Origin of the sequence: Rudaea sp. (assembly GCF_047601565.1) — a bacterium.
Classification (GTDB): domain Bacteria; phylum Pseudomonadota; class Gammaproteobacteria; order Xanthomonadales; family Rhodanobacteraceae; genus Rudaea.
Genome location: NZ_JASGIY010000001.1, coordinates 2,197,568 through 2,212,959, shown reverse-complemented (window position 1 = coordinate 2,212,959; position 15,392 = coordinate 2,197,568). Strand labels below are relative to the sequence as shown.

Below are 15,392 nucleotides of genomic sequence, written 5' to 3'. Positions count from 1 at the left end.
AGTCAGGGCGCGGCGCGCAGCGCGATCGGCTTGCCGGCCTGCGGCACCTGCTTGCCGTAGTCGAGCCCGAACGCCTGCGCGATCGTCGCCGCGATCTGGTTCTGATACAACGTCGGCCCGCCTTCGATCTCGCCGCGGCGCGCGTCACCCGGCGCCGCGACCGCGAGCCAGATGTTCTTCGCCGCAGTGAGTTCCTCGTTGTGCTCGTCCCAGTACTCGGGCATCTTGCCGCGGCCATGGTCGCAGGTCACGACCAGGACGGTGTTGTCGCGGTACCGCGGCATCGATTGCAACTGCGCCCACAGGTCGGCGAGGAAGCGGTCGGCGCGCCGCAGCGATTTCAGCATCAACTCATACTGTTTGTCGTGCGCGTAATCGTCGGTGTCGCCGAGCCCGATGTACAGCAGGCGCGGATGCTCGTGCTTGAGATAGTCGAGCGCGAAGCGCTGGGTCGGGTAGTCGAAACGCTCGTCCGCCCACGCGACCATTTCGCTTTGCGCGACGCTCAGTTCGCGCAGAGCGGGGTCGCCGCTCGCATACGCGGTGAATCCCGCGTTGACCATGATCGATCCCGGTTCGTGCTCGGTGAAATCGTTGAACCGGTCCCAGCTCGCGAACACCGCCACCGCCGACTTCGGCAGGTTCAATTCACGGCGCACGAATTCGAGCACGGTCGGCACCGGAATGCGCTGCGCCTTGTTGTCGACGATCGCCTCGTCGTGCGCGTAGCCGGTGAGAATTTCCGCATAACCCGGATAGGACGTGTGAAAACGGTTGGTGACTTCGATGTCGCTGCCCTTGGCGGGATCGCCCGCGATCCAGCCGTGTCGCTCGACCAGCGTGCCCCAGAGGAACGGCATGATCTTCCTGCGCCTTTCCTCGGCGGTCGGCGCCCAGTAACGCTGGTACAGCGCGGTGCCTTCGACCGGCGCGCCGCGCGCGAGGAATTTCATCACGGTCGGATCGGCACCGCCGAACACTTCCTGCCAGCGCACGCCATCGAGCGTGACGAGGACGACATTGCGCGGTCGCGGCGCGGATTCGGCGGCGCGGCCGCACAGGCACGGCAGCAACAGGCACGATAGAATCAGAAAATGGCGCAGCATGCGTTTCTCCCGCGTGATCCACTGCGACGCAGCTTAGCCGATTGCAGCGCACGTAACCGCGACGTCATCTCGCCGCGCTAGCGTGACGGCCGGCCCATATGCCGAGCGCCATGCCGATGTCCCAGCCCAATCTGTTCGACAAGCTCGACCAGTTCGTGTTCAACGCATTTATTCGCGCAGCCTCGTCTACAACGCCTGCTGGGAAGACCCGGCGATCGACCGCAAGGCGCTCGCGCTCGGCCCCGAGGACACGATGCTCGTGATCTCGAGCGCGGCTGCAACGTGCTCGACTATGCGCTGCTCGCGCCGAAACGGATTCATGCCGTCGATGCCAACCCACGTCAGATCGCGCTGCTCGAACTGAAGATCGCCGCGATCCGCGCGCTGGCCTACGACGATTACTTCGCGATCTTCGGCGAAGGCCGTCACGCGGACTTCAAGAACCTCTACCGGCAAAAGCTGCGCGCGCAGCTCTCGCCGTTCGCGCAAGCCTGGTGGGACAAGCACTGGGACTGGTTCGCCGGCAAGCACGAAAGCTTCTACTTCCATGGCCTGACAGGACTGGTCGCACGAGTTGTACGCGCTTACTTCACGCTGCGTCCCGGCCTCGCCGATGCGATCAACGCGCTGCTCGACGCGAAGTCGCTGGCCGAACAGCAGGCGATCTACGACGAACGCGTCGCGCCGCTGCTGTGGAACAAGACGGTCGACTGGATCATTTCGCGCCAGTTCGTCATGAGCCTGCTCGGCGTGCCCTACCCGCAGCACAAGCTCGTCGAGACCCAGCATGCGCACGGCGTGCGCGGCTTCATCCGCGAAGCGGTCGAGTACGTCTTCCGCCAGCTCCCGCTCGCCGACAATTACTTCTACCGCGTCTACCTCACCGGCCGCTATCGCCGCGACTGCCGCCCCGAATGCCTCAAGGAAACGGGCTTCGACGCGCTCAAGGCCGGCCTCGTCGACCGCATCTGGCTGCACACGACGACGGTGACCGAATTCCTTTCCGCCAACGCGGGGCCGATCTCGCGCTTCGTCCTGCTCGACCACATGGACTGGATGAGTTCCTACTATCCGGACGCGCTGATCGAGGAATGGAACGCGATCCTGAGCCGCGCGACGCCCGGCGCGCGCGCATCGTCGAACTCGGCGGCGGCGCCGGACGCAATCTCGACTTCTTCGGCGAACGCCTCGGCGACGTCGCAAGCTTCGAGCTCGTCGATCTCTGCCCCGCCCTGCTGCCCGCGCGCATCGCACGCCATCCGCAGGTGCGCATGGTCGAGGCCGATGCGACGACCTGGCGTTCCGACGCGCCGGCCGACTGCGTCTATTTCTCGTACTCGCTGACGATGATCCCGGACTGGCGCGCCGCGCTCGCCAACGCCCTCGCCATGCTCAAGCCCGGCGGCCTGATCGGCGCAGTGGATTTCTATACTTCGACGGCGCGGCCGGAACCCGGCCTCGTGCGCCACGACGCCTTCACCCGGCACTTCTGGCCGCGCTGGTTCGCGCACGACGGCGTGCGCCTCGATCCCGCGCACCTTGCCGCGCTGCGTGAACATCTGCCACGACACGAACTCGCCGAACACCGCGCCGCGGTGTCCTGCCTGCCGCTGCTCCGCGCGCCGTACTATGTCTTCGTCGGACGGCACTAGTTTTCGTCGACATAAGCGCGCAGGCGTTCGACCTGGTGCGCGAGCACCGCATCGACGTCGCCGCGCACCTTGTCGAGGCCGCCCGGGAAATAGCCGTCGACGAGATAGCTCATCGCGACTTCGCTGCCGTTGCCGTCGCGCTTGATCGTCCAGGTCATCACCGCGACGACCGGCGCGGCCTGCAGCGGACCGAGGCCGCCCGACAGGCGCAGCATGCGTCCCGGCATCGCGCCGAGCACGGTCATGTGCTGCACGCTGCCGCCGTCGGCGAGCTGCTCGCACCAGCAGCCGCCGGCGTGCGCGTCGAGCGACAGGTTCGAGGCGTTGCCCGAATAGGTATGCCTCGAATCCCACCAGCGCGCGACGCCGACGATGGCGGCGTAGGCGCGTTCCGGCGTGGCCGCGGTCTTGAACGCGTAGCGCAGTTCGATGTGGCGATCCGTGGCGTCGGCGGAAGGCGGCGGTGCGGAGTCCGGCTTCGGCGCGGCCACCGGCGCCGTTTGCGCGACAGGGTTCTGCGCCGGCGCCGCGGCATCGTTGTCGTGACGTGCGACCAGCGGAATGCGCGAACACGCGGCGCCCAACAGTCCCAGCGCGAGGATGGCCGGCATTTTCGTATACTTTTTCATCTTCGTTTCCGACATGGCGTTCAACACGGGCAATGCTTTTCGGCCCAGCGCGCGACGATGCGGTGCAGCGCATCGAGGCCGTCGAACAGCGCAGCCGGGCCGGGTTGCAGGATGATCGGCGATTTCACTTCGTGCAACTCCCCGTCGCGCACGGCGGGAATCGCACTCCAGCCCGCGCGCGCGACGACCCGTTCGGGCCGGAAGCGCTTGCCGCACCACGAGCCGACCACGATGTCCGGCGCGCGCCGCACGACCTCGAAGGCATCGGCGACGATACGGTCGCGCGCGAGCGGCTTCGCCGCAAGCTCGGGAAAGACGTCGTCGCCGCCGGCGACGCGCACGAGCTCGGCCACCCAGCGGATGCCGGAGATCATCGGCTCGTCCCATTCCTCGAAGTAGACGCGCGGGCGTCGCCGCAGGCGCAATGCGGCATTGCGTACTTGTACGATCTTGTTCTCGGCCGCGCGAGCGAGCGCGTCGGCCTTGCCGGCCGCGCCGACGAGCGCGCCGAGCCGGCGGACGTAGTCGAGGATGCCGGCGACCGAACGATGGTTGCTGATCCAGACCTCGACTCCCGCCGCGATCAGTTCGCGCGCGATCTCGGCCTGGATGTCGGAAAAGCCGACGACGAAGTCCGGTTCGAGCTTGAGGATCTCGCCGATCTTCGCGCTGGTGAACGCGGAGACCTTGGGCTTTTCCCGGCGCGCGCGCGCCGGGCGCACGGTGAAGCCTGAGATGCCGACGATGCGGTCCTGCTCGCCGATTGCGTAGAGCACCTCGGTCGGCTCCTCGGTCAGGCAGACGATGCGCGCGGGACCCATTACAAGGGTTTGCGGAAATAGACGACGCGTTCGGTTTCGGCGAATCCGCAGGCCAGATGCGCGCGTTGGCTGTCGCCGTTGTCGAGCAGTGCATCGGAAGCAAACTCCGTACACCCGCGCGATCTCGCCCAAGCTTCGGCCGCGTCCAGTAGCGCACGACCGATGCCGCGGCCGCGATGCTCCGGAAGAACGTACCAACCCTCGAAGAAGCCGACAGGCGAGGTTTCCGTGCCATTGACGTAGTCGTGACGCAGAGTCGCTTCGGCGAAGCCAATCGGCCGTTGCGCCGCATCGACGGCGAGGAAACCTACACAGCGTCCGGGCTGGGCGAGCATGTCGGAAATGTCGGCTTGCATCGAGTCCGCTTTCTCGTCAGGCCACAACGCGGCACGCAGCACCAGCCAGCCCGGCGCATCTTCCGCGCAGGCTGCGCATATGCGCCAGGAAGGCGACTCGTTCACGGATACAGCAGCCACTTCGTCCAGCCAGTGTCGCCACGCTCATAGCGCACGCGGTCGTGTAGGCGCGCGCGCTGGCCGAACCACAGCTCGATCATGTCCGGCACGAGGCGGTAACCGCCCCAGAACGGCGGACGCGGCACGTCGGCATCGGCGTAGCGCCGTTCGGCTTCGGCGATACGCGCATCGAGTTCGCCGCGCGCCACCAGTGTCTGCGACTGTTTCGACGCCCACGCGCCGATCCGGCTCGCGCGCGGGCGCGAGGCGAAGTAGGCATCGGCCTCCTCGGCGCCGGCCTTGCCGACCGCGCCCTCGACGCGCACCTGGACGACGTCGCGCAGCGTCTTCCAGAGGAAGCACAGCGCCGCCTGCGGATGCGCGGCGAGCTGCTGCGCCTTCGCGCTGTCGTAGTTGGTGTAGAAGACGAAGCCGCGCTCGTCCACCGCCTTGAGCAGCACGATGCGCGCGGCGACGCGGCCTTGCGCATCGGCCGTGGCCAGCGTCATCGCGGTCGGTTCCGGCTCGCCGGCGCCCGCGGCCTCGTCGAGCAGGTCGCGGAACTGGGCGACGGCCTCGAGGTAGACCGGATCGGAGAACTCGTGCGGCGTGGTCATGCCGCGATGCTAGCACGGCGCGGATCGCGCTCACCGCGGGTGCGGCGAGGCGACGCGGATGCTTCAGTCAAGCACGAAGTTGATGCGCATGTTGACGCGCCATTCGCTCACCTTGCCGGCGTCGTCGGTGACCACCTTGATCTCGTTGACCCAGGCGCCCTTGATGTTGTTGATCGTCTTCGCCGCGCGCTTCAAGCCGTCCTTCACCGCGTCCTCGATGCCCTTGGACGAGGACGAATTGATCTCGATCACCTTCGCTACGGTCATGGGATTGATCTCCATAATGGATGCGCGCGGCGACGCGCCGTGCGTGCGGCGAGTCTAGTGCGCAACGTGGCGGAAGGCTTATGCGGTCGCAGCAACGGGCGGCGCGGGCGGGCGCGGTCCGCGCGGCAGCCAGCGCAGCCACACCAGCCAGAACACGAGCGCGTCGAGGATGATCAGCGCCTGCCACAGGTACAGGTGGAACCACTCGAACCAGACATGGTTCCATTCGTTAAGGTAATACAGGCTGATGAGACGCACCACGTTGAGCGACTGGATCGCGAGGAAACCGAGGCCGATACCGGCCAGCTTGTACTTCCACGGCGCCGGGAAGGCCAGCACGGCCGAGATCAGGATGATGACGGCCTCGACGCCGCTGCACCCGGCGACGATCTCGATGCCGCCGCCGCTGAGCGTGTTGCGCATGATGTTGGCCTGCGCGACGACGTGGTCGTCCCACAGGTGCATGATCGCGACGCAGGCCCAGGCGATCGCCGAGGTCAGCGGCAGGATCACGTGCTGCTGCACCGGCTGGTAGAGATCGAGCGGAAACAGCACCGCCAGGCAAGCGAGGAAAATGAGGACGAACCGGAACATCGCAGCATTTTACGCGATTTGACCGGAGCCGGTTTGCTACCATTCCGGGCATGAATCCCGCCCCCAGCCTCTTCCTGATCGGCCCGATGGGCGCCGGCAAGACCACGGTCGGACGGCGCGTCGCCGCACAGCTCGGCCTTGCCTTCGTCGATCTCGACCACGCAATCGAGGAGCGCAGCGGCGCGGCGGTGGCGCTCATTTTCGAACTCGACGGCGAAGCCGGCTTCCGCAAGCGCGAGTCCGAACTGCTGGACGAACTCAGCGCGCGGCCCGGCATCGTGCTCTCGACCGGCGGCGGCGCCGTGCTTGCACCCGAAAGCCGCCGTCGCCTGCACGAACGCGGCTACGTCGTCTACCTCGAAACCACGATCGAACAGCAATTGAGACGACTCGCCCACGACCACAAGCGCCCGTTGCTCGCGGCGCCAGACCGCCGCGCGCGCCTGCAGAAGCTCGCCGCCGAACGCGAACCGTTGTACCGCGAGATCGCCGACCTCATCGTGCCGACCGGGCTCAACGCGAACAGCGGCGCCGTGGCGCGACGGCTGATCGACGAACTCGGCGTGCGCTGGCAGCGCGCCGCCGCGCCGGCCACTGCCGAACACGCCGCATGAACCGTTCCCCATCCCCGCTGCCGGCGATCGAACTCGCCGTCGAACTCGGCGCGCGCAGCTACCCGATCGCGATCGGCGCGAACCTGCTCGACGACGCGGCGCGCTTCGCCGGCGCCATCCGCGGCCGCCACGCGCTGATCGTCGCCAACGACGTGGTCGCGCCGCTCTACCTCGACCGCGTCGCCGCCGCGATCCGCGCGGGATGCGAAAAAGTACAGGTTTCCACATTGATACTCCCCGACGGCGAAGCGCACAAGACGCTCGCCTCGGCCGCGCGCGTGTTCGACGCGCTCGCGGCGATGAAAGCCAATCGCGACGCGACGATCATCGCGCTCGGCGGCGGCGTGATCGGCGATCTCGCCGGCTTCGCCGCGGCCTGCTGGATGCGCGGCATCGCGTTCGTGCAGGTTCCGACCACGCTGCTCGCGATGGTCGACTCCTCGGTCGGCGGCAAGACCGCGGTCGACCTGGCGCAGGGCAAGAACCTCGTCGGCGCGTTCCACCAGCCGCGCGCCGTGATCGCCGACACCGCCGCACTCGCCACGCTACCCCTGCGCGAACTGCGCGCCGGCTTCGCCGAAGTGGTCAAGTACGGCGCGCTCGGCGACGCGGATTTCTTCGCCTGGCTCGAACGCCATGCCGAGGCGCTGCTGGCGCGCGAGCCCGAGCCGCTCGCCGCGACGATCGCGCATTGCTGCCGGCAGAAGGCGAGCATCGTCGCGCGCGACGAGACCGAACAGGGCGAACGCGCGCTGCTCAACCTCGGCCACACTTTCGGCCACGCGATCGAGACCGCGATGGGCTACGACGGCCTGCTGCACGGCGAAGCGGTCGCGGTCGGCATGGTTCTCGCCGCGCGGCTGTCGGCCAGCCACGGCCGCGCGCCCGCGGCGGACACGCAACGCCTCATCGCCCTGCTCGAACGCTTCGGCCTGCCGACCGCGTTTCCGCCCGGTCTCGACGCCGACCTTCTCCTCGGCCTGATGCAGCTCGACAAGAAGAATCTTTCCGACAACCTGCGTCTGATCCTCTGGCGCGGCGTCGGTCGCGCCGAGATCGTGCCCGACGTGGACCTCGCGACGATCCGCACCCTGCTCTCGTAGCGCAACGTGGCTGGCTGCGCAGGCAGGTCGAACATTGCGACAGCGATGCGAGGAAAGCGGAGATTCGTTTCGGGCTCTTCTCACTCGCATCCGTCCGTCATTCCCGCGAAGGCGGGAATCCAGTTCTTGCTCTTTGGCCATCCAAAAGCAAAAGCTTCCACTCGCCCTGCGGGCGAGCGTCCTACTTTCTTTGCTTGTGCAAAGAAAGTAGGCAAAGAAACACACCCCAGCGCATTGCGCCCTGCGCGCATCCTGCGCTGCGGGTCCGCGACAGCGGCCGGGTTCCGTTGATGGCACATCCGTGTGCCACAACGGAATGCGCGCGGTCCACGCGCGCACCCCTGCGGGGCCTTGTCGTCCGCTGCCGCCGCAATGCGATGGGGGCCCCGGAAGATCAAAAGCAGCGCGCTCCTACACGCCTTTTCTTCCCTTCTCCCACCGGGAGAAGGGAAAGAAACGGCGCTTTTGATCTTCGGGTCCCCGTTTGCCGCGGCGAGGGCATGTCGGAAACGTCCGCAGGATCGCGCGCACGATGCGCGCGAGTTCGTTGTACGCACACGGACGTGCGTTCAACGAACCCCGGCATGACCTCGCGCACCGCCGCAGGCGGCGCGGCATCCGGGGTGTGTTCTCTTTGGTGACTTTCTCTTGCACAAGCAAGAGAAAGTCACCCGCGCGCGGGATGCGCGCGGAAAGGTGAAGGGATGCGGTCGAAAAAAACCAAGGCAAAGACTCTGGATTCCGGCTTTCGCCGGAATGACGGATAGAACAAGCGAAGGCGGCAAGACCACCCGCCCGCGCGCTACAATCCGCGCCATGCGCATTCTCCTGCAAACCCAACCGCTCGCCGCCGAAGCGCCGCGCTACTACCAGATCCAGTTGCAGCAGGATCTGCTCGGCGGCTGGACGCTGACGCGCGAATGGGGCCAGCAAGGCGGACGCGCAAGCCTGAAGCGCGAAGTGTTTCTCGAGCGCGACGACGCGATTGCCGCGTTCGAGCACGCGCGCGACGCGCAGCTCAAGCGCGGCTTCCGGCTGATGTTCAGCCAGGGCATCGATTCGCCGTATTCGTAAATCTTTCCTTCTCCCATCGGGAGAAGGTGCCCGAAGGGCGGATGAGGGAAGAGTCTTGCCATTTGCGCCAAGCCTTCCAGAATGGGCATTCCCGTCCCTCATCCGGCGCTTCGCTCCACCTTCTCCCGCAGGGAGAAGGGAATCAAACAGAGTATACAAATGCAAGACCACCGCTTCCTGCGCGCGCTCGCGCGCCAACCCGTCGACTTTACGCCGGTCTGGATCATGCGCCAGGCCGGGCGCTATCTGCCCGAGTACCGCGCCACGCGCGCGCGCGCCGGCAGCTTCGTCAACATGTGCAAGACGCCGGAACTGGCCTGCGAAGTCACGCTGCAGCCGATCGCGCGCTATCCGCTCGACGCGGCGATCCTGTTCTCCGACATTTTGACGATTCCCGACGCAATGGGCCTGGGCCTGTCGGTGGACGAAGGCGTCGGCCCACGCTTCGCAAAAACGGTGCGCACGCCCGCGGAAATCGAAAAGCTCGGCGTGCCCGATCCGGAAACCGACCTGCGCTACGTGATGGATGCGGTGCACCTGATCCGCCGCGAACTCAACGGCAAGGTGCCGCTGATCGGTTTCGCCGGCAGCCCGTGGACGCTGGCCTGCTACATGGTCGAAGGCGGCGGATCGGCCAGCTTCGCGCGGCCGAAGGCGCTCGCGCTCGAGGAGCCGGCGACGATGCACCGTCTGCTAGACGTGGTCGCGCGTTCGGTCGCCGCCTACCTCGCCGCACAGGCCGCGGCCGGCGCGCAGGCGCTGATGGTGTTCGATACCTGGGGCGGCCTCTTGCCCCCGGCGATGTTCCGCGAGTTCAGCCTGCGCTACCTCGCACAGATCGCGCAAAGTATAAAAAGCGACAATGCAACAAAGAACATTCCATTGATCCTGTTCTCGAAAGGTGCGAACGGCCATCTCGAAGCGCTGGCCGACACCGGCTGCGACGCACTCGGCCTGGACTGGACGATCTCGCTGGCCGAGGCGCGGGCACGCGTCGGCGACCGCGTCGCGCTGCAGGGCAATCTCGATCCGGCCGTGTTGCACGCGAGTCCCGAGGCGATCCGCGCCGAGGCCGTGCGCACGCTCGCGGATTTCGGCCCGCATCCGGGCCACGTGTTCAACCTCGGCCACGGCATCACGCCGGACGTGGACCCCGAGCGCCTCGGCGTGCTGATCGACGCGGTACACGAGGCGAGCCGGCGCCCCTGAGCCACGGCTCGTCGCGCCGTCACGAAATCTCCGGCAGGATTTTCGCGAAGCAATCTCCCAGCATGGCGCCGGTGACCGGCTTGCGCAGGAACGCGTCCATGCCGGCAGCCAGGCACAGCGCTTCCTCGTTGCCGGCCGAGCGCGCGCTGATACCGATCAGCGGCAGGCGCGACACGGCCGACTGCGCTTCGCGCGCGCGCAGCGTCCGCGCAAGCGCGAGGCCGTCGAGGCCGGGCAGGTCGAGGTCGAGCAGGGCGAGGTCGAACGGCACCGAATCCACCTCGGTCAGCGCGGCGAGACCGTGCTCGACGTGGCGCACGCGATGTCCCTGCGCTTCGAGCAGGCCGGCCACCACGGCGGCGACGGTGGCGTCGTCCTCGACCAGCAGCACATGCAAGCTGCGCGCACACACCGGCGCTGCCGGCATCGCCGTCGTACTTTTTCCGCTCGTATCTTCATCTTCGTCTTCCGCAAAGGGCAGCACGACACGGAACGTGCTGCCGACGCCCTCCTCGCTGTCGAGTTCGATCGTGCCGCCCATGCGCACGACGAGTTCGCGACATATCGCAAGGCCGAGGCCGCTGCCGCCGTGACGTCGCTGCGCACCCTGAGCCTGCTCGAAGCGCCGAAACAGGCGTGCGTGCATCGCCTCGCCGATGCCGGGACCGGTGTCGCGCACGCGCAGCTCGACGCCGCCGCCGGCCGCGCGCGCGAGTTCGATCGCGACGCTCCCGCGCTCGGTGAACTTGATCGCGTTGCTGGCGAGGTTGAGCACGATCTGCTTGATCCGCACCGCGTCGCCGCGCACGCGCCGCGGTGCGTCGGACGCGATCGTCTCGGTGAAGGCCAGTCCTTTTGTCAGCGCGAGCGGACGCAGCAGGTCGGCGACTTCGGAAACGAGCGCGCGCGAGTCGAACAGCGTGTCTTCGAGTTCGAGCTTGCCCGCCTCGATGCGCGCGAGGTCGAGCGAGTCGTTGACCATGCGCAGCATCATCTGCCCCGAGGACAGGATCGCCTCCGCATAGCCGCGCTGCCTGCCGTCGAGCGGCGTGCGCAGCAGCAGTTCGGCCATGCCGAGCACGCCAGTCATCGGCGTGCGGATCTCGTGGCCCATCGTCGCGAGGAAATCGCTCTTCGCCGCACTCGCCGCCTCGGCGAAGCGGCGCTGCTGTTCGGCGAGTGCGAAGGCATGGCGGCGCAGCAGGCGCGCGCGGTAACCGCGAAACGCCCACCATGCGGCGAGCAGCAGCGCGAGGACATAGCCTGCGTAAGCCCGGCGCGTCGCCCACGGCGGCGCGGGCTGCTCGACGATCAGCGGCGCCCTCTCGTTCCACACGCCGCTCGCGTTCGCCGCGCGCAGCCACAGCGTGTGCCGGCCGGGCGGCAGTTGCGAATACTCGCGCTCGCCGCGATTGCCGGTATCGACCCAGCCGGCATCGACGCCGCTCATCTTCCACTGGAAGCGGTTGCCGGCCGGGTTGGCATAGGACAACGCCGCCGCGTGCAGGCGCAGGTCGCGGTCGTTCCAGTCCAGCGCCAGCGCGCTCGCAGCGGCATCGAGCGCGAGGTCATGCCCGGCGCGGCGCACTGCCACGCTTTCGAGCGCGAGCGGCGGCGGCAACGGATTTTCCGCGACCCGTTCGGGCGCGAAGCCGACGATGCCGCCGAGCGTGCTGCCGAATACGCTGCCGTCGCGACGCGCGAGCAGCGGCATGCGCGAGAACTCCGCGTTGGCGAGGCCGTCGTGCGCATCGAACTGGCGCACGGCATGCGTGCGCGGGTCGTAACGCCAGAGGCCGCGCGGACTGCTCACCCAGACCTCGCCGCGCGCGTCGACCTGTATGCCGCCGACGCTGATCGCGGGCCAGCCCGATCCGGCATCGACGCGCTCGATCGACTCGAGTGCGCCGCCGCGTTCGCGATAGCGTTCGAGCGCATCCGGCAGATACAGCCACAGCGTGCCGTCCGGCGCCCATGCAAACGCCACCACGTGCGAGGCGGGCGCGCCCGGGACGGCGGAGAAGCGCCGCACGCCGGCGTCGAAGCGGTCGAGGCCCGCGCCGCTGGCGACGAGGGGTGCGCCGTCGCGGTCGAATCCGATCTGGTCGATCTCGCCGTTGCGCAGGCCCGAATTGGCTTCGTCGAAACGTTCGATGACATGCGTGCGCGCATCGATGCGATGCACCGCGCCGCCGGACGCGGATGCCGCTACCCAGATCGCGCCGGAGGCCGACTCCGCCATGTTCTGCACCAGGCCCGGCGCGAGCGCGTCGCCGCGCGCCGCATCCACGGGCAGGTCCTCGAACTTGCCGCTCTTGAGATCGTAGACACGCAGGCCGTGCCGATGTCCCACCCAGATCTGGCCCAGCCGGTCGGCGAGCACCGACCACAGCGCCTTGTCCGGCGGCGGCAAGTGGCCGCTCATGCGCTCGACTTGCCCGGTCGCCGGATCGAGCCGGTCGATGTCGCCGTTCAGGTCGACCATCCAGACCGCGCCCGCGGCGTCTTCGGCCATGCCCTGCATGCGGTTCGCCGACAGGCTGGCCGGATTGCCCGGAATGTTGCGGTACAGGCTGAAGTTGCGCCACTGCGGCGGCAGCCGCGCGATGCCGCCTTCGAACGTGGCGAACCAGAGGCCGCCCTCGTGGTCGCGCATCGCGTCGAAGGCGGTGCTGCCGGGGAAGCTGCCCGGCACGAAGGAGTTTTCCGAATAGCCGTATGGACGTCCATTCGTATCGATGCGGTCGAGACCGTTGCGCGTACCCACCCACAGTTCGCCGGCCGCATCGCGGACCACGAAGTAGGTATGCGAATCGTTCAGGCCTTTCTCGGCGACGACGGTGGCCTTGAGGTCCTTGCCGATGCGCAGCAACCCGTGCCCCGTCGTCGCGAGAATGCTGCCGTCCGCCTCGGCGGCGAAACCGCTGACGTTGAACCGTCCGTCGTCGGAAACGGCGGAAAGATCGACGTGGCGGACGCTGCCGTCCGTGTCGCGCAGGTCGATGCCCGTATCCGTGCCGATCCACAGGCGCGCGCCGGCATCGAAATGCAGCGCGATCACGTTGTCGGAAGCGAGCCCCTGCGTGCCGCCGGGCTGCGCGCGCAGATGCGCGATGCGGCCCGTGGCCGGGTCGAGCCGGTCGACGCCGCCGCCGTAGCCGCCGATCCAGATCGCATCGTCGGCGCCGCTCGTGATCGTCCAGACGTCGTTGGTCGACAGGCTGGCCGCGTCGTTCGCGTCGTGGCGGTAATGGACGAAGCGATCGCCCGCGGCCGGATCGAGCATCGACAGGCCGTCGTCGCCGCCGCACCAGATGCGGCCGGCGCGATCGACGTAGACGGTGGGCACGTCGTTGCTCGCGAGCGACGCCGGATCGGCCGAGTCGTGCCGCCAGACACGGAACGACGCGCCGTCGTAGCGCGCGAGACCGTCGCGCGTGCCGATCCAGACGAAGCCGCGTCCGTCCTCGACGATCTTGTAGACATGGCTCGACGGCAGGCCGTCGGCCACGGTCAACACCTGGAAATACGGCGTGGCGAGCAGCGCATCCGGCCGTGCGGGTGCCGGCGCGGCGGCAAGCAATGCGGAAAGAATCAGCGTGGCGTGCATCGGCATTTCCCTGCGTCCCGCCGCGATCATGCCAGAAACGGCGGGCGCTCCAGTAGAATCGCGGCATTCCCGCTTCGATTCCCATGGCCACTCCCCGCCGCCCGCTGCGCCTGATCCTACTCGCCGTGTTCGCGCTCGCCGCCGCGCTGTGGGCGACGATCGCGGCACTGCGCGGCGGCATCGCGCTGTGGCAGGAATTGCGCGATCTGCCCGCGTGGCTGCAATACGCCGCGACCGCGCTGATCGCCACGGTCGCGCTCGGCTTCGCCTGGATCGCCTGGCGCCTGCTGCGGCCGCGCCAGCCGGTCGTCGCAAAGGCGCCCGCGCGCGCCGAGGTGCAGGCGCGCCTCGACGCGCTCGCGCAGCAGCGCGCCGACACCGACGAGCTGCAGTCCGAACTCGCCGAACTCGACCGCCGCGCGCGTGACGGGCAACTCTATGTCGCCGTGTTCGGCGAGATCAGCGCGGGCAAGTCCAGCCTGATCCGCGCCTTCACCGGCACGCGTTGCGACGGCAGCGCCATCGCGCCCATCGAAACCGATGTGCTTGGCGGCACCACGCGTGCGGCCTCGCACTATCGCACCTCGTTCGCCGAGGACATCGAGCTGACCTTGGCCGACGTGCCGGGGACGCATGAAGTCGCTGGGACCGACCGCGAAACGCTGGCGCGCGACGAAGCCCTGCGGGCGCACGTCGTGCTCTACGTCGCGGCGGGCGATCTGACCCGCGACCAGGACGCCGAGCTTCGTTGGCTGCGCAGCTTCGGCAAACCGCTCGTCCTCGTCATCAACAAGGCGGATCAGTTGCGCGACGACGAACGCGCGGCGCTCGCCGCCGCGCTGGAAAAAAAATATCGCGATGCGACGGATGCGCAAGTCATCGTCAGCGCCGGCGGCACGGAATCGATCGAACGCCGCGATGCCGGTGGACACAGTCGAACCGTCCAGCGGCAACGCAACGCCGACGTCTCCTCGCTCGGCACCCTGCTGTACGCCTATGCGCAGCACGGCGCCGCCGCGTTCGAGCCCGCGCGCGAAGCCGCGGTGCTGGCCCGCGTCGACGCGCGCGCCGGCGAACTCGAAGGCGCGATGCGCGAGCGCGAGGCCGACGCCATCGTCGCAAAATATACCAAGCGCGCCGTGGTCGGCGCGCTCGCCGCGGTGATGCCGGGCAGCGACCTCGTCATCCAGGCCGTGCTCGCGACCGGACTCGTGCGCGAACTGGTGAAGCTCTACGCCGTGCCGGTGCGCGACATCGACGTCGAAGCGTTCGTCTCGCAGGTCAAGCTCAACGTGCGCACGAGCGCCTCGCTCGTGCTCGCGATCGCCGGCAACGCGGCCAAGGCGTTTCCCGGCCTCGGCACGCTCGGCGGCGGCGCGCTGCACGCGATCGCCTACGGCCTGATCTTCGACAGCCTCGGCCGCGCGGTCGCACTGACCCTGCGCGAGCGCCATGCGCTGGACCGCGACGCGGCGAGCAGCGCCTTGTCGCAATTGCTCGCCGACGCCAGTGCGGAAAGGCTCCGGCGCATCGCGCAATACGCGTTGCGCGGCGAGAAAGAAGAACCTTAGCTTCCCTTTCCCTTCGGGGGAAGGGAAGCAAGCAACACATCGTTCCATGGCCGATGCTTGTCCACGTCAT

14 protein-coding genes and 1 pseudogene are annotated in these 15,392 nt (G+C 68.1%); 7 read left to right on the top strand and 8 right to left on the bottom strand.

Features of this window, described 5'->3' with window-relative positions; all coding sequences use genetic code 11:
• Nucleotides 1–2: 2 nt before the first annotated feature.
• Entirely contained in the window at nucleotides 3–1,106 is a 1,104-nt protein-coding gene (locus tag QM741_RS09690) for an alkaline phosphatase family protein (protein WP_415207507.1), read from the bottom strand.
• 82 nt (nucleotides 1,107–1,188) lie between these two features.
• On the opposite strand from QM741_RS09690, the pseudogene QM741_RS09685 reads away from it, so the two are divergent.
• Together QM741_RS09685 and QM741_RS09680 are read left to right on the top strand one after the other, a co-directional pair.
• A pseudogene (locus QM741_RS09685) lies at nucleotides 1,189–2,213 on the top strand (DUF3419 family protein); the annotation flags it as partial.
• Entirely contained in the window at nucleotides 2,198–2,758 is a 561-nt protein-coding gene (locus tag QM741_RS09680; RefSeq protein ID WP_415207506.1) for a class I SAM-dependent methyltransferase, read from the top strand. The pseudogene QM741_RS09685 and the gene QM741_RS09680, both read left to right, overlap by 16 nt.
• Here QM741_RS09680 and QM741_RS09675 read toward each other — a convergent pair.
• From QM741_RS09675 to xrtH, 6 genes are all read right to left on the bottom strand, one after another.
• Nucleotides 2,755–3,387 (bottom strand): hypothetical protein, encoded by a 633-nt coding sequence (locus QM741_RS09675; protein ID WP_415207505.1) that lies wholly within the window; start codon nucleotides 3,385–3,387, stop codon nucleotides 2,755–2,757. The two genes, QM741_RS09680 and QM741_RS09675, sit on opposite strands and share 4 nt — an antisense overlap.
• Before the next feature lie 20 nt (nucleotides 3,388–3,407).
• A complete protein-coding gene (locus QM741_RS09670; protein WP_415207504.1) occupies nucleotides 3,408–4,208 on the bottom strand; it encodes an ABC transporter substrate-binding protein in 801 nt (266 codons plus the stop codon).
• Nucleotides 4,208–4,645, bottom strand: a complete 438-nt coding sequence (aac(6'), locus tag QM741_RS09665; RefSeq protein WP_415209101.1) for an aminoglycoside 6'-N-acetyltransferase — start codon at nucleotides 4,643–4,645, stop codon at nucleotides 4,208–4,210. Before aac(6') ends, QM741_RS09670 begins: the two co-directional genes overlap by 1 nt.
• Nucleotides 4,646–4,665: 20 nt before the next feature.
• Complete coding sequence (gene pdxH, locus QM741_RS09660) at nucleotides 4,666–5,280, bottom strand: pyridoxamine 5'-phosphate oxidase (protein WP_415207503.1); 615 nt, start codon at nucleotides 5,278–5,280, stop codon at nucleotides 4,666–4,668.
• Between the two features lie 63 nt (nucleotides 5,281–5,343).
• The gene (locus tag QM741_RS09655; RefSeq protein ID WP_415207502.1) at nucleotides 5,344–5,547 is read right to left on the bottom strand and encodes a dodecin family protein; all 204 of its coding nucleotides are present in this window, start codon (nucleotides 5,545–5,547) and stop codon (nucleotides 5,344–5,346) included.
• A gap of 78 nt (nucleotides 5,548–5,625) precedes the next feature.
• The gene (gene xrtH, locus QM741_RS09650; protein ID WP_415207501.1) at nucleotides 5,626–6,141 is read right to left on the bottom strand and encodes an exosortase H; all 516 of its coding nucleotides are present in this window, start codon (nucleotides 6,139–6,141) and stop codon (nucleotides 5,626–5,628) included.
• 50 nt (nucleotides 6,142–6,191) lie between these two features.
• On the opposite strand from xrtH, the gene aroK reads away from it, so the two are divergent.
• The 4 genes from aroK to hemE all read left to right on the top strand — a co-directional run bounded on the left by aroK (nucleotide 6,192) and on the right by hemE (nucleotide 10,141).
• The gene (gene aroK / locus QM741_RS09645; protein WP_415207500.1) at nucleotides 6,192–6,755 is read left to right on the top strand and encodes a shikimate kinase AroK; all 564 of its coding nucleotides are present in this window, start codon (nucleotides 6,192–6,194) and stop codon (nucleotides 6,753–6,755) included.
• Nucleotides 6,752–7,858: a 3-dehydroquinate synthase gene (aroB, locus tag QM741_RS09640; protein WP_415207499.1), complete on the top strand. Its 1,107-nt coding sequence runs from the start codon at nucleotides 6,752–6,754 to the stop codon at nucleotides 7,856–7,858. Before aroK ends, aroB begins: the two co-directional genes overlap by 4 nt.
• 816 nt (nucleotides 7,859–8,674) lie before the next feature.
• A complete protein-coding gene (locus tag QM741_RS09635; protein WP_415207498.1) occupies nucleotides 8,675–8,932 on the top strand; it encodes a WGR domain-containing protein in 258 nt (85 codons plus the stop codon).
• A 159-nt stretch (nucleotides 8,933–9,091) separates the two neighbouring features.
• Nucleotides 9,092–10,141: a uroporphyrinogen decarboxylase gene (gene hemE / locus QM741_RS09630; protein ID WP_415207497.1), complete on the top strand. Its 1,050-nt coding sequence runs from the start codon at nucleotides 9,092–9,094 to the stop codon at nucleotides 10,139–10,141.
• A 19-nt stretch (nucleotides 10,142–10,160) separates the two neighbouring features.
• Here the strand turns inward: hemE and QM741_RS09625 are convergent, their stop codons facing one another.
• Nucleotides 10,161–13,751, bottom strand: coding sequence for an ATP-binding protein (locus tag QM741_RS09625; protein ID WP_415207496.1), 3,591 nt, complete (start codon nucleotides 13,749–13,751; stop codon nucleotides 10,161–10,163).
• Nucleotides 13,752–13,834: 83 nt separating this feature from the next.
• Between QM741_RS09625 and QM741_RS09620 the strand changes: the two genes are divergently transcribed.
• Complete coding sequence (locus QM741_RS09620; RefSeq protein WP_415207495.1) at nucleotides 13,835–15,322, top strand: GTPase; 1,488 nt, start codon at nucleotides 13,835–13,837, stop codon at nucleotides 15,320–15,322.
• The last annotated feature ends 70 nt before the right edge of the window (nucleotides 15,323–15,392 follow it).